The sequence below is a fragment of the Rhizobium halophilum genome (assembly GCF_021648825.1).
GTDB classification, from domain to species: domain Bacteria; phylum Pseudomonadota; class Alphaproteobacteria; order Rhizobiales; family Rhizobiaceae; genus Neorhizobium; species Neorhizobium halophilum.
The window spans coordinates 554758-574905 of record NZ_JAKJHS010000002.1 but is presented as its reverse complement, the minus strand read 5'-3'; the positions used below and the strand labels follow the sequence as shown (position 1 = coordinate 574905).

General features: G+C 62.2%; 25 protein-coding genes and 2 riboswitches. Of the genes, 10 read left to right on the top strand and 15 right to left on the bottom strand.

Annotated elements, in window-relative coordinates:
• Nucleotides 1-13 precede the first annotated feature (13 nt).
• The gene (locus LXM96_RS07315) at nucleotides 14-541 is read right to left on the bottom strand and encodes a gamma carbonic anhydrase family protein (RefSeq protein WP_239997708.1); all 528 of its coding nucleotides are present in this window, start codon (nucleotides 539-541) and stop codon (nucleotides 14-16) included.
• 141 nt (nucleotides 542-682) lie between these two features.
• Between LXM96_RS07315 and dusA the strand changes: the two genes are divergently transcribed.
• Both dusA and LXM96_RS07305 read left to right on the top strand, forming a co-directional pair.
• Nucleotides 683-1714, top strand: coding sequence for a tRNA dihydrouridine(20/20a) synthase DusA (dusA, locus tag LXM96_RS07310; protein WP_239997707.1), 1032 nt, complete (start codon nucleotides 683-685; stop codon nucleotides 1712-1714).
• Between the two features lie 108 nt (nucleotides 1715-1822).
• Nucleotides 1823-2626, top strand: a complete 804-nt coding sequence (locus LXM96_RS07305; protein WP_239997706.1) for a PRC-barrel domain-containing protein — start codon at nucleotides 1823-1825, stop codon at nucleotides 2624-2626.
• 99 nt (nucleotides 2627-2725) lie between these two features.
• Here the strand turns inward: LXM96_RS07305 and LXM96_RS07300 are convergent, their stop codons facing one another.
• The 8 genes from LXM96_RS07300 to gcvT form a co-directional block, all read right to left on the bottom strand.
• Nucleotides 2726-3253 carry a DUF922 domain-containing Zn-dependent protease gene (locus LXM96_RS07300; RefSeq protein ID WP_239997811.1) on the bottom strand — a complete coding sequence of 176 codons (528 nt, stop codon included), beginning with the start codon at nucleotides 3251-3253 and terminating at the stop codon, nucleotides 2726-2728.
• Between the two features lie 316 nt (nucleotides 3254-3569).
• The gene (locus LXM96_RS21590) at nucleotides 3570-3704 is read right to left on the bottom strand and encodes a hypothetical protein (RefSeq protein ID WP_262913543.1); all 135 of its coding nucleotides are present in this window, start codon (nucleotides 3702-3704) and stop codon (nucleotides 3570-3572) included.
• 115 nt (nucleotides 3705-3819) lie between these two features.
• Nucleotides 3820-4017, bottom strand: a complete 198-nt coding sequence (locus tag LXM96_RS07295) for a hypothetical protein (RefSeq protein WP_239997705.1) — start codon at nucleotides 4015-4017, stop codon at nucleotides 3820-3822.
• Between the two features lie 57 nt (nucleotides 4018-4074).
• Nucleotides 4075-4317 (bottom strand): 30S ribosomal protein S21, encoded by a 243-nt coding sequence (rpsU, locus tag LXM96_RS07290; RefSeq protein WP_239997704.1) that lies wholly within the window; start codon nucleotides 4315-4317, stop codon nucleotides 4075-4077.
• Between the two features lie 248 nt (nucleotides 4318-4565).
• Nucleotides 4566-4775 (bottom strand): cold-shock protein, encoded by a 210-nt coding sequence (locus tag LXM96_RS07285; RefSeq protein WP_029618104.1) that lies wholly within the window; start codon nucleotides 4773-4775, stop codon nucleotides 4566-4568.
• Between the two features lie 647 nt (nucleotides 4776-5422).
• Nucleotides 5423-8287, bottom strand: a complete 2865-nt coding sequence (gene gcvP / locus LXM96_RS07280; RefSeq protein ID WP_239997703.1) for an aminomethyl-transferring glycine dehydrogenase — start codon at nucleotides 8285-8287, stop codon at nucleotides 5423-5425.
• A complete protein-coding gene (gene gcvH, locus LXM96_RS07275) occupies nucleotides 8284-8646 on the bottom strand; it encodes a glycine cleavage system protein GcvH (RefSeq protein WP_239997702.1) in 363 nt (120 codons plus the stop codon). The genes gcvP and gcvH overlap by 4 nt, the downstream gene beginning before the upstream one ends.
• 20 nt (nucleotides 8647-8666) lie before the next feature.
• On the bottom strand, nucleotides 8667-9797 hold the full coding sequence (gene gcvT / locus LXM96_RS07270; protein ID WP_239997701.1) for a glycine cleavage system aminomethyltransferase GcvT: 1131 nt from the start codon (nucleotides 9795-9797) through the stop codon (nucleotides 8667-8669).
• Nucleotides 9798-9862: 65 nt separating this feature from the next.
• Nucleotides 9863-9950, bottom strand: a riboswitch (glycine riboswitch).
• A riboswitch (glycine riboswitch) is annotated at nucleotides 9951-10038 on the bottom strand.
• A 197-nt stretch (nucleotides 10039-10235) separates the two neighbouring features.
• On the opposite strand from gcvT, the gene LXM96_RS07265 reads away from it, so the two are divergent.
• From LXM96_RS07265 to LXM96_RS07255, 3 genes are all read left to right on the top strand, one after another.
• Nucleotides 10236-10580, top strand: a complete 345-nt coding sequence (locus LXM96_RS07265; RefSeq protein ID WP_239997700.1) for a hypothetical protein — start codon at nucleotides 10236-10238, stop codon at nucleotides 10578-10580.
• 69 nt (nucleotides 10581-10649) lie between these two features.
• Entirely contained in the window at nucleotides 10650-11618 is a 969-nt protein-coding gene (locus LXM96_RS07260) for a copper chaperone PCu(A)C (protein ID WP_239997699.1), read from the top strand.
• A 210-nt stretch (nucleotides 11619-11828) separates the two neighbouring features.
• A complete protein-coding gene (locus LXM96_RS07255; protein ID WP_239997698.1) occupies nucleotides 11829-12983 on the top strand; it encodes a GNAT family N-acetyltransferase in 1155 nt (384 codons plus the stop codon).
• 10 nt (nucleotides 12984-12993) lie between these two features.
• Here the strand turns inward: LXM96_RS07255 and LXM96_RS07250 are convergent, their stop codons facing one another.
• Nucleotides 12994-13266 (bottom strand): hypothetical protein, encoded by a 273-nt coding sequence (locus LXM96_RS07250; RefSeq protein ID WP_239997697.1) that lies wholly within the window; start codon nucleotides 13264-13266, stop codon nucleotides 12994-12996.
• Nucleotides 13267-13381: 115 nt separating this feature from the next.
• Between LXM96_RS07250 and crcB the strand changes: the two genes are divergently transcribed.
• The 5 genes from crcB to LXM96_RS07225 are packed head-to-tail and all read left to right on the top strand — an operon-like array spanning nucleotide 13382 to nucleotide 16778.
• Nucleotides 13382-13759 (top strand): fluoride efflux transporter CrcB, encoded by a 378-nt coding sequence (gene crcB, locus LXM96_RS07245; protein ID WP_239997696.1) that lies wholly within the window; start codon nucleotides 13382-13384, stop codon nucleotides 13757-13759.
• A gap of 36 nt (nucleotides 13760-13795) precedes the next feature.
• Nucleotides 13796-14785: an RluA family pseudouridine synthase gene (locus tag LXM96_RS07240; RefSeq protein ID WP_239997695.1), complete on the top strand. Its 990-nt coding sequence runs from the start codon at nucleotides 13796-13798 to the stop codon at nucleotides 14783-14785.
• Nucleotides 14782-15435 carry an HAD-IA family hydrolase gene (locus tag LXM96_RS07235; RefSeq protein WP_239997694.1) on the top strand — a complete coding sequence of 218 codons (654 nt, stop codon included), beginning with the start codon at nucleotides 14782-14784 and terminating at the stop codon, nucleotides 15433-15435. Before LXM96_RS07240 ends, LXM96_RS07235 begins: the two co-directional genes overlap by 4 nt.
• 8 nt (nucleotides 15436-15443) lie before the next feature.
• Nucleotides 15444-16229 (top strand): ATP12 family chaperone protein, encoded by a 786-nt coding sequence (locus LXM96_RS07230; RefSeq protein ID WP_239997693.1) that lies wholly within the window; start codon nucleotides 15444-15446, stop codon nucleotides 16227-16229.
• 54 nt (nucleotides 16230-16283) lie between these two features.
• Nucleotides 16284-16778, top strand: coding sequence for a hypothetical protein (locus LXM96_RS07225; protein WP_239997692.1), 495 nt, complete (start codon nucleotides 16284-16286; stop codon nucleotides 16776-16778).
• Here the strand turns inward: LXM96_RS07225 and sugE are convergent.
• From sugE to LXM96_RS07200, 5 genes are all read right to left on the bottom strand, one after another.
• Nucleotides 16775-17092, bottom strand: a complete 318-nt coding sequence (gene sugE / locus LXM96_RS07220; RefSeq protein ID WP_239997691.1) for a quaternary ammonium compound efflux SMR transporter SugE — start codon at nucleotides 17090-17092, stop codon at nucleotides 16775-16777. The two genes, LXM96_RS07225 and sugE, sit on opposite strands and share 4 nt — an antisense overlap.
• 123 nt (nucleotides 17093-17215) lie before the next feature.
• Nucleotides 17216-18049, bottom strand: a complete 834-nt coding sequence (gene fghA / locus LXM96_RS07215; protein WP_239997690.1) for an S-formylglutathione hydrolase — start codon at nucleotides 18047-18049, stop codon at nucleotides 17216-17218.
• Nucleotides 18046-18510, bottom strand: coding sequence for a YaiI/YqxD family protein (locus tag LXM96_RS07210; protein ID WP_239997689.1), 465 nt, complete (start codon nucleotides 18508-18510; stop codon nucleotides 18046-18048). The genes fghA and LXM96_RS07210 overlap by 4 nt, the downstream gene beginning before the upstream one ends.
• Complete coding sequence (locus tag LXM96_RS07205; protein ID WP_239997688.1) at nucleotides 18507-18962, bottom strand: GNAT family N-acetyltransferase; 456 nt, start codon at nucleotides 18960-18962, stop codon at nucleotides 18507-18509. Before LXM96_RS07205 ends, LXM96_RS07210 begins: the two co-directional genes overlap by 4 nt.
• Entirely contained in the window at nucleotides 18962-20089 is a 1128-nt protein-coding gene (locus LXM96_RS07200; protein WP_239997687.1) for an S-(hydroxymethyl)glutathione dehydrogenase/class III alcohol dehydrogenase, read from the bottom strand. The genes LXM96_RS07205 and LXM96_RS07200 overlap by 1 nt, the downstream gene beginning before the upstream one ends.
• Nucleotides 20090-20148 lie beyond the last annotated feature (59 nt).

Below are 20148 nucleotides of genomic sequence, written 5' to 3'. Positions count from 1 at the left end.
GACCAATCCTGCCCTAGAGCTGCCGCAGGTCGCGGGCGAACAGTTTCCAGCGCTCCACGTAATGTGCTGCCGACTTGCGCAGGGCGGCAACCGCCGTCTCGTCGAGCGTGCGGATGACCTTCGCGGGCGAGCCGACGATCAGCGAGTTGTCGGGGATTTCCTTGCCTTCGGTGACCAGCGCATTGGCTCCGATCAGGCAGTTGTTGCCTATCCTGGCGCCGTTCAGGATCGTCGCGCCCATGCCGACGAGGGCGTTTTCGCCGATGGTGCAGCCGTGGATGATGGCGTGATGGCCGATGGTGCAGTCTGCTCCGATGGTGACGGGGAAGCCGCGATCATTGTGGATCATCACGCCTTCCTGGATGTTGGTGCGCGCGCCGATGACGATTGGCTCGTTGTCGCCGCGCAGGACCGCGCCGAACCAGATGCCGACGTCCTCGCCGATCTCGACATCGCCCACCACAGTTGCGGTCGGCGCGATCCAGTAGCGGTCGGGGGCAGGGGTCTTCGGCTGTTTCTCTCCCAGAGCATAGAGCGGCATGGTTCCTCCCGGTGTCGTCCTTCTTGTTGCGGGAGATGAGCCCGCCGATGAATCGCCGGCATCCTAGCGGCGAACCCGGTGGCGGAAAACTGGCGAATGGGGCGCGCTTGCTGTATGAGCGCGGCGATGGAAAGGACCGAGATGTATTCACAAGCCCTCAACGACGGCCGCAAGATTTTCGCCGTGGCGCCGATGATCGACTGGACCGACCGGCATTGCCGCTATTTCCACCGGCAGCTGACGGGGGAGGCGCTGCTTTATACTGAGATGGTGGTGGCGGATGCGATCATCCACGGGCCGCGGGACAGGTTGCTCGGCTTTTCGCCGGAAGAGCATCCGGTGGCGCTGCAGCTTGGCGGCTCGGACCCGGCAAAGCTCGCCGAGGCAGTGCGGATCGCCTCGGACTTCGGCTATGACGAGATCAACCTCAATGTCGGCTGCCCCTCGGACCGGGTGCAGTCGGGCACCTTCGGCGCCTGCCTGATGCGCATGCCGGAGCTGGTGGCGGACTGTGTTACGGCGATGAAGCGGGTGGCGGGCGTGCCGTTGACGGTGAAGTGTCGCATTGGGGTGGACGAGCAGGAGCCGGAGGCGGTGCTGCCGGAGTTTCTTGCCCGCATGATCGGCGCTGGGGCGGATGCGATCTGGATCCATGCCCGCAAGGCCTGGCTGCAGGGCCTGTCGCCGAAGGAGAACCGCGAGGTGCCGCCGCTCGATCACGGCCTCGTCCACCGGATGAAGGAGGAGAACCCGGATGTCTTCCTCGGCATCAATGGCGGGATCGCGGATCTCGACCAGGCCCGCCACCATCTCGACCAAATGGACGGGGTGATGCTCGGACGGGCTGCCTACCAGAATGCCGGACTTCTGGCCGAGGTGGACGAGAAAATTTTCAGAGCGCCACACAGAGATGTCGACTGGACGGCGCTCTGCGAGACGATGACGGCCTATAGCGAGCGGGTTCTGGCGCAGGGCGGGCGGCTGAACCACGTGACCCGGCACATGGTCGGTCTCTTCCAGGGATATCCGGGTGCGCGGCGCTATCGTCAGATCCTGTCGACCGAGTCGACCAAGCCTGGCGCAGGCCCGCAGGTGATCGCGGAGGCATTTGGCGCGGTGGATGTCGCAGGCTCTCCGGAGCCGGCCATGGAGGCGGCCCGCAAGGCCGGCTGACGGGAGCGGCTTTTTCTAAATCGTCATCAGGTTTTCTGTTTGAGCGGAACGAAGTTGAAGGATGCGCATTCTTCCCGCGTCCCAATTACGCTCAACAAGGAGCCTGTCATGACCAAGCGTATGCTTTCCATCCTTCTTCTCTCCGCGGCCTTCCCGCTGGCTGCGTCTGCCCAGACGAACGACGGTGCCGCAACGACTGCCCCGGCAGCTCCGGGCGTCGTCCAGGACGACGCGACGATGACCAACCAGAACAATGCCGCCGGCGGCATGAACGACGTAAAGCCGATGGGCGCGACGGCTGACGCCGGCAACATGACCGAAGGTCCGTTCGTAACCGTACCGTCGACCGGCGCATGGCGCGTTTCCGATTTCCAGGGCAAGTCTGTCTACGGTTCCGACGGTGAGAGCATCGGCGAAATCAACGACGTCCTCGTTAGCCAGGACGGCTCCGTCAATGCCGTGATTGTTGGCGTGGGCGGCTTCCTCGGCATCGGCGAAAAGGATGTCGCCATCGACATGAGTGCTCTCGAGCTGGGCCCGGGCGCAACGCAGGCTGAAGCCGATCAGGCTGCCATGAAGATGGAGCAGCAGCAGGGAGTTTCGGAAGAAACCACCGCTTCGACCGATGCTACCGGCACGGCAACAACGTCTGCTGGCGGCGCGACCATCGCTCCGGCTGACGGCAACCAGACGGCCATGACCAATGACCCGGCTGCGACCACCAACACCACCACGGGCACCGGCATGCCGGCGACCGGCGACAATGCCGAAATGGCTGCCAACGATGCCGACACGATCCAGATCGGCGAAGACGGCCTCCCGGAGCGCATCGTCCTCAACGTGACCCGCCAGCAGCTGGAAGACGCTCCTGCGTTTGAAGGCGTCCGCGGCGAGATGCAGGACCAGCAGTAAGCCATAACGAAGACGATTTCTTCGTCGTTTTGAGTCCCCGCAGTCTCTGCGGGGGCTTTTCTTTAGCGTGCTGGAGCAACTCGGTCGCTGCCCGGCAGCTCAAGGGCCATTAACGAGGGCAAGGATCAGCTGGTGGACCGCGCCGCCTTCGGTGAGCTCCACATCGTCGAACTCCCGCGACTGGCGCACGCGTTCGTCGGAGAACTGTTTCAGTTGTGCCTGCAGACTGGCGCGCACCTTCTGGCACTTCGGGTCGTCTTCGGCACGCAGGCCGAGGCTGAAAACCTGGATCCCCTTGACCATCTCGATGATCTGCTCGCCGTGGACGCGCTCGTGCTTCTCCACCCCGGCTATGAAGCGCGTCCAGCTCTCCTGTACCGCCTGGGGTAGATTTTCCGGGGCCTTGGGCAGCGTATAGGTGATGGTCAACTTTGGTTTGGCTACCGCCAGCACGCAGGCGCCGTCGGGCTGCGGGCGATAGTCGCGTGTCCAGGTGAGCCTGAAGCTCGTATGCGCGATGGCCTGCACGCCGGCGGCGGGGCCGCGTTCCCCAATCGAGCGGTAGAGCTCGATGCCGGTCGCTCCTCGTATGCCATAGGTGTGAATGGTCTCAGTCACTCGCCACATGGGTTGAGGTGCATCCGGCGCTGGCGGGAAGACGGCCTGTTGCGCAGCCGCAGGGATGGCCTCCAGTGCTGCCCAAGGGGATACATTCAAACATGCGAGCAGGGCTGAACGGAGGAGGAGAGAGAGACGGTAACGATCCATCACACGACACTAGAGAAGGTCCGGGCGGATGAAAAGAAGGGGCATGAGGTCTTCACGACGCATCGCAGGACTGCAAGGACTGCGCTGGAAAGGGAAATTGGCGTCTTTATGAAGAGAAGGTAGGGGTCGGTGGATTAGAAGGAGTTAACGAGGCTGTAAGGGCCGTTGTCTTTGCTCAGGATGCGAGCCAGGACAACCCTCCGCCAAGAACAGCGAAAGCAGCTATCAACGCAACGAAACGGCCGGTACCGGATTGAGAATCAGTATCGAAAAACTTGTCCCAGAGCCCATCGCTGTTGTTGCGGTCCATGTGTGTCTTCCTGCTGTTGAGGTGAGTCTTGACTGCTCGTTGATAGCATGAAGACCGATGCGAGCCTACATTCCGGGAGAGCGTAGTTCAGGATTAGTGGTCTTCGGATGTGCCTTTAACGCTTGGCCTTGCCTGTCTTCACCGGCGCTGGCGCGGGCTGCGCAAGGCGCAAGGCTTTCAAACGTTCCGTCTTCTTTTCACGAGCCGAGGTCTCGGCGTCCAAAATGTCCCGGACAACTGTGTTTGTCTGCTCCGCCTTGGCTTGGGCGGACATCTTTGCCGGCTTGAAAAACTCTTCCTTGGTGGCGGTCATGGCATGCTCCTTTGCATGAACATTGGACGCGGCCACGAGGGCCGCGTAGGGTCGGCCTTAGCGGCTACCGCCAAAGACCTTCTTTTTTGGCGCCGGCAAAAGGCCTTCGCGCTGCATCTTCTTGCGGGCCAGCTTCCTTGCCCGGCGGATACCCTCAGCCTTTTCGCGAGCCCGCTTTTCCGACGGCTTTTCATAGGATTCGCGTGCGCGAATTTCACGGAAGAGGCCCTCGCGCTGCATCTTCTTCTTCAACACCCGCAGCGCTTGATCGACATTATTATCTCGGACGAGTACCTGCAAAAATTGCTCCTTTCCGGCCATAGGCCGCTGCTTGTTCCGAACCAGTTCGGAAGTGACCCAGAAAATATCACTGAAGGAGAGGTGGGTCTTTTGCCCCTTCAGTGGGGAGAAGCTCGATGATCATCCAGCTTCAGCTGCGCCTCATTCAAAAGATGCGCAAAAAACAAAAGGCCGGGACTGCTCCCGACCTTCACTATCACCGCCCACGACGCCCCGGTAGATCCATGGTCGCACGTGGCAATGAAACTTTAGGCGGCCTGCAGATTGTCTGCAGAGCTCTTGCCCGAACGCTTGTCCTGGACGATGTCGTAGCTGATCTTCTGACCTTCGGTCAGGCCACGCATGCCAGCGCGCTCAACGGCCGAGACATGAACGAAAACGTCCTGGCTGCCGTTGTCAGGCTGGATAAAACCAAAGCCCTTCGTGCTGTTGAACCACTTTACGGTACCTGTATTCATAACGATATTCCTTGTAATCGTTGGTGGGCCCGGTCGCAATGACCGATCTGGATAATCGACGATGACGAGGAGTTCTGAAACAGCCGTAGCTTGGGAACAAAAGTCGCTAGCAAAGTTCGATAGGCTCAACATAGCGGCTAATCGAAACAAGACAAGTGCCGCAGGCAAATAATATCTCCCATCCAACCGCGTGGTAGCTTGCCAGGAGCAGTGGTCAAGTTTCTGAAAGCCGCCGCAGAAGATGCCGGATATTCTCAGGCTTAGGAGAAAGAACGGGAGGGTCACACTTCAGGAGATCGCGATCCGTCATCCCCGAGCGGTACCAGTCGATCAATGCAGACGCGACTTCTGCAGCACGATCATCCCGAAGGTCAACATGGTGCTCTTCACACCAAGCTTCCAGGAAACGCTGGAGCAGTTCCAGATCGTCCGATTTCAGGGTTACTTCCGAACGAGTTGAATTCCTGTGTAGCATGGATAACCCCACATGCGACGGTGCCGCCGCGACAGAAGATGTTCGCGTGTAGTTCAATAAATGTCACGCTTAGCTTGTGCAGAGCTTGCTAATATAATCAGTGCGGGGTTTGCAGCGCACGGGCCCGTAGGCGAGGAGAAGGGCTCACCGGGCCCTTCTCCTCTGGTGCGGCTTATTCGGCAGCTTCGGCGTATTCGCTCATCGGCGGGCAGGTGCAGACGAGGTTGCGGTCGCCATAGACGTTGTCGATGCGGTTGACCGGCGACCAGTACTTGTCGACGCGGAAGGAGCCCGGCGGGAAGCAGGCCTGTTCGCGGCTATAGGGGCGGTCCCAGTCGCCGACGAGGTCTTCCACCGTGTGCGGGGCGTTCTTCAGCGGGTTGTTCGCCTTGTCCATGCGGCCGTCCTCGATGGCGCCGGCCTCTTCGCGGATGGTCAGCATGGCATCGCAGAAGCGGTCGATTTCGGCCTTCGTTTCCGATTCCGTCGGCTCGATCATCAGCGTGCCCGCAACCGGCCAGCTCATGGTTGGCGCATGAAAGCCGCAGTCGATGAGACGCTTGGCGATATCATCAACGGTCACGCCCGCCGAAGCATTCAGGGGTCGGGTATCGATGATGCATTCATGCGCCACACGACCGTTCGCCGACTTGTAGAGCACGTCATAGGCGCCCTTCAGCCGGGCGGCGATGTAGTTGGCGTTGAGGATCGCCACCTTGGTTGCCTGGGTCAGGCCTTCGCCGCCCATCATCAGGCAGTAGGACCAGGAGATCGGCAGGATCGACGGCGAGCCGAAGGGAGCGGCCGAAACCGCCCCCTCACGCCCGTCCTGCTCCGGATGACCAGGCAGGTAGGGGGCGAGATGCGCCTTGACGCCGATCGGCCCCATGCCCGGACCACCGCCGCCATGCGGGATGCAAAAGGTCTTGTGCAGGTTGAGGTGGGAGACGTCCGAGCCGATGTCGCCGGGGCGTGACAGGCCGACCATGGCGTTCATGTTGGCGCCGTCGAGATAAACCTGGCCGCCGTGGCGGTGGGTGATCTCGCAGATCTCCTTGACCGTTTCCTCAAACACGCCGTGGGTCGACGGGTATGTGATCATGCAGGCCGACAGGTTGGCGGCGTGCTGCTCGGCCTTGGCACGGAAGTCGTCGAGGTCGACGTCGCCGTTTTCCTTCGCCTTCACCGGCACCACCTTCATGCCGACCATCTGCGCCGACGCCGGATTGGTGCCGTGCGCGGAGGTCGGGATGAGGCAGACGTCGCGATGGGTGTCGCCGCGGGCGATGTGGTAGTTGCGGATCGTCAGAAGCCCCGCATACTCGCCCTGAGCACCGGAGTTCGGCTGCATGGAGAAGGCGTCATAGCCGGTGATCTGGCAGAGCTTGGCCGACAGGTCGTCGATCATCTCCTTGTAGCCCAGCGCCTGATCGGCCGGCACGAAGGGGTGGATGTCGGAGAATTCCGGCCAGGTGATCGGCAGCATTTCCGCCGTCGCATTGAGCTTCATCGTGCAGGAGCCGAGCGGGATCATCGCCCGGTCGAGCGCCAGATCGCGATCCGACAGGCGGCGGATGTAGCGGGTCATCTCGCTTTCTGCGCGGTTCATGTGGAAGATCGGATGCGTCATGTAGGGCGACTTGCGCAGGAGCTCCTGCGGCAGGCGGTAGTCGACGTCGAAGTCGGCGACCTTGAAACTGCCGCCGAAGGCGCGCCACACGGCTTCCAGTGTTGCAGGGCGGGTACGCTCGTCGAGCGACATGCCGATCTTCGTGGTGCCGACCTTGCGCAGGTTGACGCCTTCCGCGACAGCCGCGCGCAGGATCAGCGCCTGCATGTGGCCGACTTCGACCGTGATGGTGTCGAAGAAGCCGTCGGGCTCGACGGCGTAGCCGAGCTTTTCCAGACCCTTGGCCATCAGCACGGCCTTCTTGTGCACCTGCTGGGCGATCGCCTTCAGCCCGTCGGGGCCATGGAAGACGCCGTACATGGAGGCCATGACGGCGAGCAGGACCTGCGCGGTGCAGATGTTCGACGTCGCCTTCTCGCGGCGGATGTGCTGCTCGCGGGTCTGCAGCGACAGGCGATAGGCGCGGTTGCCGCGTGCGTCGACGGAAACGCCGACGAGGCGGCCGGGCATGGCGCGCTTGTGGGCATCCTTGACCGCCATATAGGCCGCGTGCGGACCGCCATAGCCGACCGGAACGCCGAAGCGCTGCGAGGAGCCGATGGCTATATCCGCACCCATCTCGCCGGGAGACTTGAGGAGCGTCAGCGCCAGGAGGTCGGCGGCAACGGCCGCAACGGCACCCGTCTGGTGAAGGCGGGCAATCAGGCCGGTGAAGTCACGCACATGACCATGGGTGCCCGGATACTGGAAGATCGCGCCGAAGACGTCGACCGGATCGAGATCCGTCATCGGATCGCCGACGATCACGCTCCAGCCGAGTGGTGCGGCGCGCGTCTCAATCAGCGCGATCGTCTGCGGGTGGCACTCCTTGTCGACGAAGAAGGCGGTCGCCTTCGACTTTGCCTGGCGTTGGCAGAGCGCCATGGCTTCGGCGGCGGCCGTTGCCTCGTCGAGCAGCGAGGCATTGGCAACGTCGAGGCCGGTGAGGTCCGAGATCATCGTCTGGAAGTTGAGGAGCGCCTCGAGGCGCCCTTGCGAGATTTCCGGCTGGTAGGGCGTGTAGGCTGTGTACCAGGCGGGATTTTCCAGGATGTTGCGCTGGATCACCGGCGGCGTGATGGTGCCGTAATAGCCCTGGCCGATCAGCGAGGTGAGCACCTGGTTCTTGTTGGCGGTCTCGCGCAGCTTGTCGAGGGCTTCCCGCTCGGTCAGCGCCGCACCCCAGGCCAGCGGCTCCGTCTGGCGGATGGAGGCCGGCACCGTGGCATTGATCATCGCATCGAGCGAAGGATAGCCGATGACCTTCAGCATCTCCGCCATTTCGGAGGGCGAAGGGCCGATATGGCGCCGGTTGGCGAAGTCGTAGGGCTGATAGTCGGTGAAGTGGAAGTCGGTGCTGTCGTTCATCCGATCAGGTCCTTGTAGGCCGATTCGTCAAGCAAGGCATCGGCATCGGAGGGGTTCTTGAGTTTCAGCTTGAAGAACCAGGCAGCGCCCTGGGGGTCGGAATTGACGAGCGAAGGGTCGTCGACGATCGCCTGGTTGACCTCGGTCACCTCGCCATCCAGCGGCGCGTAGACGTCGGATGCGGCCTTCACCGATTCAACGGTGGCGGCATTGCCGTCTTTCGTCAGCTCGGCGCCGACTTCCGGCAATTCGACGAAGACGAGATCGCCCAACTGCTCGGCGGCATGGGTGGTAATGCCGACGGTGGCGACATCGCCCTCGAGCTTCAGCCATTCGTGTTCGGCGGTAAATTTCAGCATGGTTCTCTCCGGAGGATTTTTTAGCGTTTGTAGGTGGGCGTGATGAAGGGCAGGGCGGTGACGGTGAGCGGCAGGTACTTGCCGCGCACTTCGGCGAAGACGCGGGTGCCGGGTTCGGCGAGTGCGGCGGGGACATAGCCCATGGCGACCGGACCCTCGACGGATGGACCGAATGTGCCGGAGGTGACTTCGCCGATCGGCGACTCGGGCGAATCCTCGGCGTAGAGTACGGCATGGGCGCGCACCGGGGCCTTGCCTTCCGGCTTCAGCCCGACGCGGCGGCGAACCGGGCCTGTGGCGAAATCCTCCGCGATGCGGTCCGCACCGGGATAGCCGCCGGCGCGCTCGCCGCCCGGGCGGCGCACCTTTTGCATGGCCCATTCCAGCGAAGCCTCGACCGGTGAGGTGGTGGTGTCGATGTCGTTGCCATAGAGGCAGAGGCCGGCTTCCAGCCTGAGGGAATCACGGGCTCCGAGACCGATCGGCTCACACTCCGGATGTGCCAAGAGCGCCTTTGCGAATTCTTCCGCCTTGTCCGCCGGAACGGAAATCTCGAAGCCGTCCTCGCCGGAATAGCCGGAGCGGGAGATGATGCAGTCGGCGCCGAGGATGGAGGCATCGCGGACGTCCATGAATATCATATCGGCAGCGCCCGCCCAGAGGGAGGCGAGAAGCTTTTCAGCGGACGGTCCTTGAAGGGCGAGAAGCGCCCGGTCTTCGAGCAGCGTCACCTCGCAGCCGGCCAGATGCGCCTTCATATGGGCGAGGTCCTGCTCCTTGCAGGCGGCATTGACGACGACCAGCAGGTGATCGCCGCGGTTGGTGATCATCAGATCGTCGAGGATGCCACCATTGTCGGCGGTGAAGAAGCCGTAGCGCTGGCGGCCGGGCTTGAGGCCAAGGATGTCGACGGGCACGAGCGTCTCCAGAGCCCTGGCTGCGTCCTCATAGGAGGTGCCGCGGACGATCACCTGGCCCATATGCGAGACGTCGAAGAGGCCGGAGGCGGCGCGTGTCTGGAGGTGTTCCTTCATCACGCCCATCGGATACTGCACAGGCATATCGTAGCCGGCGAAGGGCACCATCTTTGCTCCGAGCGACAGGTGCAGGGCGTGCAACGGGGTTTGCTTCAGGGTGGGGGAGTGGTCCAAGAATAACCTCCAGGCTGCGCAATAGACGCATAAGCTCATTTGACGGCGCAATTGCGCCCGGTTCATGAGCCCCCTCTGTCCTTGTCGCCTGAGATTGTTATCCCTTCGGCGTGCATTGCCTTGTCGGCAATGCCTCTCTCCAGAGTCCTGTTAGGCCGTGCGCTGGTCCTTTTGCCTGAGAGTTTCCGGGGCGGTTGCTCCTTCGGCACCGCAATCGAGCGGCTTCTCCCAACGAACGTGCCGCCCATTATCCGTGGGACCCATTCCTTGGCAAGGGTCAAATGTCGCTGCCAGCAAGATTCTTGTCGCTCATTTCAAGTGATTGATGCGGCGCAAGGAAGCAGCCGAGGAGAATTGCTCGTTGCATGGCCGTGGGATAAGCCGCGCTGACGCTTTTGGAACCGGACGATGATCGCCAGACCCTGGACATGGAGAAAGATGCTGCACACACTGTGTGCACTGCTGATCCTGTCGCTCGGGCTCGGCCACCAGCCGGTTCAGGCGGCGGTCCCGCTTGAAGCCTTCAGCGAGCAGTATCGGCTGCCGGACGGCACCTTTGCCGACATCTGCGCTGTCGGGCACGACGATCACGACCATGGGGTCCACCCCACCTGCGAAGTCTGCAGGCTCGCCGCCTCCGTCGCGCTGCCGACGCCGGCGGGCGATGTCGGTCTGCCCCTCGACCGTGCCTTCCTCAACAATCCGCTCCGCATTGCCTCGCTTACGCTCGGCTTCACGGCGCTTGCACGGCCGATGTCACGCGGCCCACCCCAGACGACCTGATTCTCGTCATCCAATCAGCAATCGATCCCGGCGCAGGCGAAAGGCCGCGACCGGATGGGGATAAATATCATGAAGACGACAAAGATTCTCGCGCTTTCCGCCGCGTTGACGACCGCTGCCGCGGGCGCAGCCTTTGCGCATGCCACCTTCACCGAGTCGACCGTGACCGCCGACAGCTATGTGGTGATGTCGCTGCAGGTGCCGCACGGCTGCGACGGCAAGGCCACCACCGAAGTCCGCATGGAGCTGCCGGAAGGCTTCGTTTTCGCCAAGCCTCAGCCAAAGCCCGGCTGGGAACTCGAGATCATCGATGGCGAGTACAAGAACGCCTACAACAATCACGGCACGACCGTGACCAGCGGGCCGATCGAAATCCGCTGGAAGGGCGGCGAACTGCCGGACGAGTACTACGACGCCTTTGTGCTACGCGGAAAGATTTCCGGCATCGCCGACAGTACGGTGCTGGCTTTCCCGGCGACGCAGATGTGTGGAGCAGACGCCAGCGTCGCGTGGACAGAAGTCGCAGCACCGGGGACCAATCCCCATTCGCTGGAAAGTCCGGCACCTACGGTGACGGTGGTTGCGCAGCAGGCTTCAGGGCACGACGCGATGCACGCGCATGATGCCGCCGCGGCACCCTCCAAGGTCGGCAATATCGAGCTGGACGGCGCCTATGTTCGCGCCATGCTGCCGGGCCAGCCGGTGGGCGGCGGCTTCGTCACCATCAAGAACACCGGGGGCGAGGATGATCGATTGGTCTCCGCCTCATCACCCGCTGCCGGTACCGTGGAGCTGCACGAGATGGCGATGCAGGGCGAGGTGATGCGGATGCGCAAGCTCGAAGAGGGTACTCCTGTTCCGGCCGGCGCGACTGTGGAACTTACGTCCGGCGGCCTGCACATGATGTTCATGCAGGTGAAGACGCCGTTCAAGGAAGGCGACAGCGTGCCCGTCACGCTGACCTTCGAGAAGGCGGGCAGCATCGACCTTACGCTGCCGGTCAAGAGTGCTGCACCCGGCGGTCATTCACATAACTAAGTAACGTTTCGGAACAGGCAGTCGTCTCAGGGCGGCTGTCACCGTCCAGGCACGGTAGAGCTTTTGAGGGCAGGAAAGGACGGCATTTGCCGCGTTGCTGGACTTGGGGCTGAATCGTAAGCTCTCGTTTAGGTCCTTAAGGTAGAAGAGGTTCATGGTCGTGCAGAAGACAGCGAGGCTCCCATCTTCACGCAATTCAACGACGATAGCTTGGATTACCGGCGGTTAACCACCCTTGGCGATATCGATTCCGTTGCTCTCGCCTGGCGTGCTCTGGAAGGGCGTTGCGGCGATCGGCTGACCTATTTCCAGAGTTTTGGCTGGTGTCGTAGCTGGGTTGCCGCCTTCGCGAACGAGACTGCCGCGTTGGACTTCAGGATTGAAACGGTTTGGCGGGGAGACGATCTCATCGCGGTCTGGCCGCTTATGGTCCACACGGTCGCCGGAATCAGGGTCCTGCAGAACCTTGGGGCACCGCATTCGCAGTACTGCAATCTGCTCTGCGATGATGCGCTTCTCGTTGAAGCAATCACCGGAAGGCTGCTGAGCCGTATCGAGACGGATCCGTCTTGTGATGTCGCTGTCTTCCATCCTGTGCCGCAGCGCTCCAAGCTCGCGCAGCTGCTCGGCGCACGGCCGACCATCAGCGGCTACAACGGCAATAGCGCGCTTCTCGATCTGACAGGCTTCGCTGACGCGGAAAGCTACCGCACGCAAGGTGGGAAGCTGAAGAAGCGCAATCGCAATCGGCGGCGCAACCACCTTGCTCGGCTGGGCGAACTCAGCTTTGAGGTGGTTTGGCCGAGCGATCCGCGCTTCCGAAGTCTGGTGCATCAGTGTGCCGCGATGAAGCGGCAGTGGCTGAACGAGACCGGACGAACGAGCAGCGGCTTCTCCACCGAGGGATTTGAGGATTTCCTGTCCACTCTTTCCGGTGACCGGGAAAGCTTCAGTGGAGCCTGCCTCTCCGTTTTGCGAACAGGCGATACGGTGGTGGCTACGGAACTAGGATTTCTGCGCGATGGGCACTACTATGCCTATATGGGCAGCTTTGAATGGAAGCTCAGACATCTCTCTCCTGGCAAGGTGCAGATGGAGATGACGGTCTGCTGGCTTATCGAAAACGGCGCGACCGCCTACGATCTTCTGGGTGGCGAGGGGGAGTATAAACTCTCCTGGTCCGATCGCACGATTGCGCTCCACGGCTACAGTCTCAGTTTCTCCTGGAAGGGACGCTTGTATGCCAACGCATGGTTGCCCCACCTTCGTCCGCTCGTGAAGCGACTTTACCAGTCAGCACCGGATGGACTGCGGCGCGTGATCGCGGGCATGCAGAGCTTCGGCATCGTGATGATTGGTGTCTAGGTGGGATGGGTCAGTCCGCGATGTCCCGATAGGCAGCCTGGACCTGCGACAAGCTCGCCTGCTGCTGCGGCTGCTGTTCTGGAGACAAAAGATCCAAGGTGACTGCGGCCGCCGGGATAAGCTGGTCTATCGACGGAGTCCCCGTCGCCGCCCTCAGAGCACTCCGATCGGCAACCACGCGGGCATCCTCTGCATGAGCCTTGGCAGAGATCCGGCGCGCAGGCTTCAGCGCGTCCGCCGCGTATGCCGCTGCATTTGCCGAAACTGAAAGAACCAAGGTCATCCAAATTATCCAATGCTCCAGCTCTAGAAGATAAAGAGACGGGATTTGTTCCATGTTAAGAAAACCTTGGGCTTTTTAGCGAGTCCATCATCCCCATAAGTTTGGACGCTTGTTCATGTCGCACTTACTTCTCGTTGCCTTCGGCGGAGCCACCGGCTCCGTACTCCGGTACCTGGTCGGCCACTGGAGTATCCGTCATCTGGGAACCGGCTTTCCATGGGGCACGATGATCGTGAACGTCGTCGGTTCCTTCCTGATCGGCTTCCTGGCAGAACTCGTCGCCCGCCGATTTGGCGCGTCCGCAGAAATCCGTTTGCTGCTGATCACCGGCTTTCTCGGTGGATTCACCACATTCTCCGCATTTTCGCTCGATGCGCTCGTCCTGTTCGAACGAACCGCAACGGCCATGGCAGTGGTCTACATCATGGGAAGCGTAGGCTTGTCGCTGCTCGCCGTCTTGGGCGGACTGGCGCTAGGGCGGTCGATGTTCTAAAGACGCTCGCACAACGAGACGACGAGAAAGAACATCATGGCAGGCATCGAGCACATCCGCGTCGAGGCGGACGAAGCGGGCATGCGCCTGGACCGCTGGTTCAAGGTCCATTACCCGGGCCTCGGCTTCGGCGCGCTGCAGAAACTCCTGCGCTCCGGCCAGGTGCGAGTCGATGGCGGGCGGGTTAAATCGGATGCACGCGTGCAGCCAGGGCAGACAGTGCGGGTCCCGCCGCTCGACGTCGACGCCAAGAAGAGCGGCCCCATCGCCGGAAAGGATCTCAAGCACTCGAGCGACTACGAGCTTTTGCAGCGCATGGTGCTGCACGAGGACGACAAGGTGATCGTGCTGAACAAGCCGGCAGGCCTCGCGGTGCAGGGTGGCTCGGGCGTGACGCGCCATATCGACCAGATGCTCGACGCCTGGGTGAGCCCCAAGGGCGAGAAGCCGCGGCTCGTGCACCGCCTCGACCGCGACACCTCCGGGGTGCTGGTCATTGCCCGCACCCGCGGGGCAGCCCAGAAGCTGACGGCGGCTTTTCGCGAGCGGGACACGAAGAAGACCTATTGGTCGCTGGTGAAGGGCGTGCCGCGCAAGCACGAGGACAAGATCTCGACCTGGCTGGTGAAGGAGCAGACGCCGGACGGAGACCGGATGCGCATAGCCAAACACGGCGAGGACGGTGCCGACCACGCGGTTTCCTTCTACCGCGTGCTGGAAACGGCAGCGCAGGCCATGGCCTGGCTCGAGATGGAGCCTTACACCGGGCGCACGCACCAGCTGCGCGTCCACGCGCTCCATATCGGTCATCCGATCATCGGCGATCCGAAATACTTTGACGATGACGTGAACTGGCCGTTCCCGGGCGGCATCCAGAAGAAGCTGCACCTGCATGCGCGCCATATCGACATACCGCACCCATCCGGCGGGCGCCTGAAGGTGACGGCGCCGCTTCCGCCACACATGGTGCAGAGCTGGAACCTGCTCGGATTCGACCTGGAGAACGGTCGAAGGGACGACGAATGAAACTCGTCCTCTTTGATTGCGACGGCACGCTGGTCGACAGCGCCGGCCTGATCCACGAGACCATGCGCCGGACATTCCTGCATTTCCACAAGCCGGAGCCGAAGGTGGAAGACACCAAGGCGATCATCGGCCTGACGCTCGATATTGCCATCGCGCGCATGCTGGGACGTGTGCATGCCGGCGACGAAGAGGTCGCGATGATGGCCTATTACAAGTCGCTGTTTTCGGTCGTGCGCCAGGATCTCGATTACCGCGAGCCGCTGTTTCCCGGCATTCGCGAGCTGATCGACGCGATCGGTCCGCGCGAGGACCTGCTGATCGGGGCGGTGACCGGCAAGTCCCGGCGGGGTCTGAACATGATCCTGGAGACGCACGACTTCGGGAAGTACTTCATTGTCTCGCGCACGGCCGACGATTGCCCCTCAAAGCCGCACCCGGCCATGGTGACGGAGTGCTGCGACGAGACGGGCATGGTGCCCGGCGTCACACTGGTGATCGGTGATGCCATATACGACATGCAGATGGCGAAGGCGGCAGGTGCAAAAGCGATCGGCGTTTCCTGGGGCTATGCCTCGGTGGACGAACTTTGGAACGCCGGGGCGGATGCCGTTGTTGACCATCCGAAAGAGCTGCTTGCCCACATCGGTTGAGGTTTGAGATGAGCGACCTGTTTGATGCGCCAGAAGGCATGAGCCACCCCGACCCCACGCGGCGGGCGCAGATCCAGATGAAACGGCCGCTGCCGAAGCGGTTCTACCAAGACGTCTCGGTAACGGACGGCGAGGGAGGCGGATATGTCATCGCGCTCGACGGGCGCCCGGTGCGCACGCCGGCGAAGAACCCGCTGAGCGCGCCGACTGCCGCACTTGCCGAGCTGATGCGTGCCGAATGGGCTGCCCAAGGCGAACTCATCGACCCGGCGACCATGCCGGTGACGAAGCTGGTCAACACCGCAATCGACGGCGTGGCTGCAGACCCCCAGGCTGTGTTCGAGGACATTCTGCGCTTCTCTTCCAGCGATCTCCTCTGCTACCGTGCCGATGCTCCCGATGCGCTGGTGGTGCGGCAGGCCGAGCGATGGGATCCGCTGATCGAGTGGGCGGCAAACGATCTCGGCGCCCGCTTCATCCTGATCGAAGGCATCATGCCGCAGGACCAGCCGCGCGAGGCGATCAGCGCCTTCGCGGTGACGCTGCGCAAATACGACACGCCGATCGAGCTTGCCTGTCTCCACACGGTGACGACACTGACGGGGTCGGCGATCCTCGCGCTTGCCTTCGCCGAAGGGCGCCTTTCTGCGGACGAGGCATGGTCGCTCGCGCATCTCGATGAGGACTGGACGGAAGAGCACTGGGGGGTGGATGCGGAAGCGCAGCTGCGCCGCGCCCGGCGTCATGAGGAGTTTGCGGCCTCTGCCGCGGCGTTCTACAGTCTTCGCGCTTAAGCCTTTCCTTACCGTCGCTGCGCATGATCCGGGAAACTCGTTCCGGATCACCAGATGCTTCGCCACCTGCTTCTGCTTTGCGCCCTGATCGCGGTTCTGCCGCTGCTGGTGTCGTTCCGGCTCCAGCCGGCGACGGTGGGACGCGAGGCGCTGCTCTATGACGTGCGCGCAGCTTTCGTTGCGGCGCGCAGCGACGTGCCACCGGTGCTGGTGACGGAGACCGACCGGCTGGTGAACGAGGCGATCCTTTCCACCATCCGCCAGCGCGTTCTGCCGCGAACGATCCTGACGATCAGGATCGATCGGCTGACGTCACCACCGACACTCCTGGGCGGCAAGCGGGCGGCGACGGTCTCGGTCGAGGCGGTGGCCGTTGGAAATGGTGAGGTGATCGCCGAAGGAAGCTTTGAGATGTCGGTGTTCTCGTTCCGCCGAAACGCTGTAGACCTTGTGCTGGCGGACCGGATTGCGGCGCTGATCGCCTCCGAGTTTCAGCTGGCTAGCGAGCGCCGGTCGACGCTTGCGACCGCGCTCTTTTCCAGCCGCTAGCCCGCGGCAATCTTGAGTCCAACAATCCCGCCAACGATCATTGCGATGCAGGCGAGCCGCAAGGCCGAGGCCGGTTCCGCGAACAGGATGATGCCGAGGATGACGGTGCCGACAGTGCCGATGCCGGTCCAGACCGCATAGGCGGTGCCGACCGGCAGCGTGCGGACGGCGAGACCGAGAAGCACGACGGAGATAAGCATCGAGACGAGCGTGAGAACGGTTGGGAGAGGGCGGGTGAAGCCGTCTGTATATTTGAGCCCGATCGCCCAGCCGATTTCGAATAGTCCCGCAAGAGTGAGAAGGATCCAGGCCATGGCCTTACTCCGTGTGAAGGGAGCGAGGCCGTCCCCGCAATCGTGACCGGACCATATCCGGCGGCAGCCGTCTGCCAATGAGCTATATCGTTCCGTGATCGCCCGGAGGCGAGAGCCTGGCAGTCAGCCGAGCCTCTCTGCATGCCACTTCAGGTGGTCGTCCATGAAGGTGGAGATGAAATAGTAGGAGTGGTCGTAGCGTTCGTGCATCCGCAAGGTGAGCTGGATATCGGTGCCTTTGATCGCTTCCTCGAACAGCCAGGGACGCAAGCCGTCATCTAAAAAGCTGTCCGCCGTGCCTTGATCGATGAGAAATTCCGGGAAGCGCGCGCCATCTTCCACCAGTGCACAGGCATCATAGCGGCGCCAGGCCGCGCGATCGGAACCGAGGTATTTTTCCAGCGCTGGCATGGACCAATCTGCCGTCGATGGCTGGACGATCGGGGCAAAGGCGGAGCAGCTCTTGAAGCGCTCAGGGTTCTTGAGCGCGATCGTCATGGCACCATGGCCACCCATGGAGTGACCGAAGATGCCTTGGCGGCTCATATCTATCCGGAAATGTTGGCTGACGAAGTTCGGTAGTTCCTCCGTGATGTAGGTGTACATCTGGTAGTGCTCGGCCCAGGGCTTTTCGGTGGCATCAACATAAAAGCCTGCGCCTTTGCCCATCTGCCAGTTGGTGAGCTCGTCCGGAACGTCGTTGCCACGAGGGCTGGTATCGGGGCAGACAAGGATGAGCCCAAGCTCCGAAGCCATGCGACGGTACTCGCCCTTTTCCATGACATTGGCATGGCTGCAGGTGAGGCCTGAAAGGTACCAGACGACAGGGCAGGGCTCGTTAATCGCCTTCGGCGGCACATAAACTGCAAACGTCATCTCAGACTTGCAGGCTTGAGATTCGTGAGCAAAAACGCCCTGCATGCCACCGAAGGCGGTGTTCTGGGAAATGACTTTCATGGTGTATCTCCTCCTGGCGTGTGGGTCTTTAGGCGGCGGCAGAACCGGTCGAGTGTTTCCAGGAACCGTGATCGGTCGCGGGGGCTGAAAGCCGCATTGTAGCCTTTGCTTTCGCCCGTTTCACGCAGGTGTTGCCCAAGATCGCGCATCGCTGTCGCGATACCGATGTTGCTTTCGTCGAAAACACGTCCGCTTGGACCCGTGACCATGGCACCGGCACGCACGCAGCGACCTGCGAGCGGCACGTCCGCAGTAACGACGATGTCACCCGGTACCGCGCGCTCGGCAATCCAATCGTCCGCTGCGTCAAATGCTCCGGACACGATCACGTTCTTCACCATCGGATCGCGGGACGGGCGCAGCCCAGAATTTGCGACGAAGGTCACCTCGAGATCGTGCCTCTCCGCGACCTTGAGGATCTCCGGCTTGACCGGGCAGGCATCGGCATCGACGTAAATCACGATCCAACCTTTTGCATATCCACGTGAGGGATCCCGTCCTCCACATATTCGTCCGAGACCTTCTCAAACCCAAGCGAGCCGTAGAACCCTTCAAGATGGCTCTGCGCCGAAATCGCGATCGGCTGGTGGGGGAACTGGTCCTGGCATGCCGAGATGGCTTCGCGCATCAGCGCCTCCCCCAGTCGCTGCCCACGATGACCAGGCGAAATGGCAACGCGTCCAATCCGTGGCGGTGCCTCCGGCGGCTTCCACAAGCGGGCACAGCCAATGACATTGCCCTGCTGGAGGAGCCGCAGATGCAGCGCCTGCACGTCATGGTCGTCGAGTTCCGCATAAGGGCAGTTCTGCTCGACGACAAAGACATCGACGCGCAGCTTCAGCATCGCGTGCAGCTCGACTGCGGAAAACTCCTCAAGTCTCCGCACATCGACATCATAGACCGGTTGGCTCATCAATACACCACGACGCTCCTGATGCTTTCGCCGCCATGCATGAGTTCGAAGCCGCGGTTGATGTCTTCGAGGCCCATGGTGTGGGTGATCATCGGGTCGATCTCGATCTTGCCTTCCATGTACCAGTCGACGATCTTCGGCACGTCGGTGCGGCCGCGGGCGCCGCCAAAGGCGGTGCCCATCCATGTGCGGCCGGTGACGAGCTGGAAGGGGCGCGTCGAGATCTCCTGGCCGGCGCCGGCAACGCCGATCACGACGGACTTGCCCCAGCCGCGATGCGAGGACTCCAGCGCCTGGCGCATCACCTTCGTATTGCCGGTGCAGTCGAAGGTGTAGTCGGCGCCGCCAATCTGGTCGGCGCCCCGCTTCGTCATGTTGACGAGGTAAGGGACGATATCGTCACCGGCATCGCGCGGATTGACGAAATGGGTCATGCCGAAGCGTTCGCCCCATTCCTTCTTGTCGTCGTTCAGGTCGACGCCGATGATCATGTCGGCGCCGGCAAGGCGCAGGCCCTGGATGACGTTGAGGCCGATGCCGCCGAGCCCGAAGACGATGGCGGTCGAACCAATTTCCACCTTGGCGGTGTTGATGACGGCGCCGATGCCGGTCGTCACGCCGCAGCCGATATAGCAGATCTTGTCGAAGGGAGCGTCGGGATTGACCTTGGCAACGGCGATCTCCGGCAGAACCGTATAGTTGGCGAAGGTCGAGCAGCCCATGTAGTGGTGCAGCTTCTCGCCGTTGATGGAAAAGCGCGAAGTGCCGTCCGGCATGACGCCCTGGCCCTGGGTGGAGCGGATCGCGGTGCACAGGTTCGTCTTGCGCGAGAGGCACGAAGGGCATTCGCGGCATTCCGGGGTGTAGAGCGGGATGACGTGGTCGCCCTTCTTCACCGAGGTGACGCCGGGGCCGACGTCCACGACGATCCCTGCACCTTCATGACCCAGGATCGCCGGAAACAGACCTTCGGGGTCGGCACCCGACAGCGTGAAATCATCCGTGTGGCAGATGCCGGTCGCCTTCACCTCCACCAGCACCTCGCCCGCCCGAGGCCCCTCGAGCTGAACCGTCATGATCTCCAGCGGCTTGCCGGCTTGAACGGCAACGGCGGCGCGAACGTCCATGGATCTTCTCCCTGCAATTGATTCCGCGCACCTTCGCACGGCGGAAGGGTAGGCTCAAG

Excerpts from the sequence above, each read along its gene's own strand:
- LXM96_RS07285 (WP_029618104.1), bottom strand. The coding sequence starts at position 4,775 with ATGAATACAGGTACCGTAAAGTGGTTCAACAGCACGAAGGGCTTTGGT.
- LXM96_RS07230 (WP_239997693.1), top strand. The coding sequence starts at position 15,444 with ATGAGCGACCTGTTTGATGCGCCAGAAGGCATGAGCCACCCCGACCCC.
- LXM96_RS07250 (WP_239997697.1), bottom strand. The coding sequence starts at position 13,266 with ATGACCTTGGTTCTTTCAGTTTCGGCAAATGCAGCGGCATACGCGGCG.
- LXM96_RS07225 (WP_239997692.1), top strand. The coding sequence starts at position 16,284 with ATGCTTCGCCACCTGCTTCTGCTTTGCGCCCTGATCGCGGTTCTGCCG.
- sugE (WP_239997691.1), bottom strand. The coding sequence starts at position 17,092 with ATGGCCTGGATCCTTCTCACTCTTGCGGGACTATTCGAAATCGGCTGG.
- LXM96_RS07315 (WP_239997708.1), bottom strand. The coding sequence starts at position 541 with ATGCCGCTCTATGCTCTGGGAGAGAAACAGCCGAAGACCCCTGCCCCC.
- fghA (WP_239997690.1), bottom strand. The coding sequence starts at position 18,049 with ATGAAAGTCATTTCCCAGAACACCGCCTTCGGTGGCATGCAGGGCGTT.
- LXM96_RS07235 (WP_239997694.1), top strand. The coding sequence starts at position 14,782 with ATGAAACTCGTCCTCTTTGATTGCGACGGCACGCTGGTCGACAGCGCC.
- dusA (WP_239997707.1), top strand. The coding sequence starts at position 683 with ATGTATTCACAAGCCCTCAACGACGGCCGCAAGATTTTCGCCGTGGCG.
- LXM96_RS07260 (WP_239997699.1), top strand. The coding sequence starts at position 10,650 with ATGAAGACGACAAAGATTCTCGCGCTTTCCGCCGCGTTGACGACCGCT.
- LXM96_RS07295 (WP_239997705.1), bottom strand. The coding sequence starts at position 4,017 with ATGACCGCCACCAAGGAAGAGTTTTTCAAGCCGGCAAAGATGTCCGCC.
- LXM96_RS07200 (WP_239997687.1), bottom strand. The coding sequence starts at position 20,089 with ATGGACGTTCGCGCCGCCGTTGCCGTTCAAGCCGGCAAGCCGCTGGAG.
- LXM96_RS07300 (WP_239997811.1), bottom strand. The coding sequence starts at position 3,253 with ATGTGGCGAGTGACTGAGACCATTCACACCTATGGCATACGAGGAGCG.
- LXM96_RS07305 (WP_239997706.1), top strand. The coding sequence starts at position 1,823 with ATGACCAAGCGTATGCTTTCCATCCTTCTTCTCTCCGCGGCCTTCCCG.
- crcB (WP_239997696.1), top strand. The coding sequence starts at position 13,382 with ATGTCGCACTTACTTCTCGTTGCCTTCGGCGGAGCCACCGGCTCCGTA.
- LXM96_RS07240 (WP_239997695.1), top strand. The coding sequence starts at position 13,796 with ATGGCAGGCATCGAGCACATCCGCGTCGAGGCGGACGAAGCGGGCATG.
- LXM96_RS07205 (WP_239997688.1), bottom strand. The coding sequence starts at position 18,962 with ATGAGCCAACCGGTCTATGATGTCGATGTGCGGAGACTTGAGGAGTTT.
- gcvP (WP_239997703.1), bottom strand. The coding sequence starts at position 8,287 with ATGAACGACAGCACCGACTTCCACTTCACCGACTATCAGCCCTACGAC.
- LXM96_RS21590 (WP_262913543.1), bottom strand. The coding sequence starts at position 3,704 with ATGGACCGCAACAACAGCGATGGGCTCTGGGACAAGTTTTTCGATACT.
- gcvH (WP_239997702.1), bottom strand. The coding sequence starts at position 8,646 with ATGCTGAAATTTACCGCCGAACACGAATGGCTGAAGCTCGAGGGCGAT.
- LXM96_RS07265 (WP_239997700.1), top strand. The coding sequence starts at position 10,236 with ATGCTGCACACACTGTGTGCACTGCTGATCCTGTCGCTCGGGCTCGGC.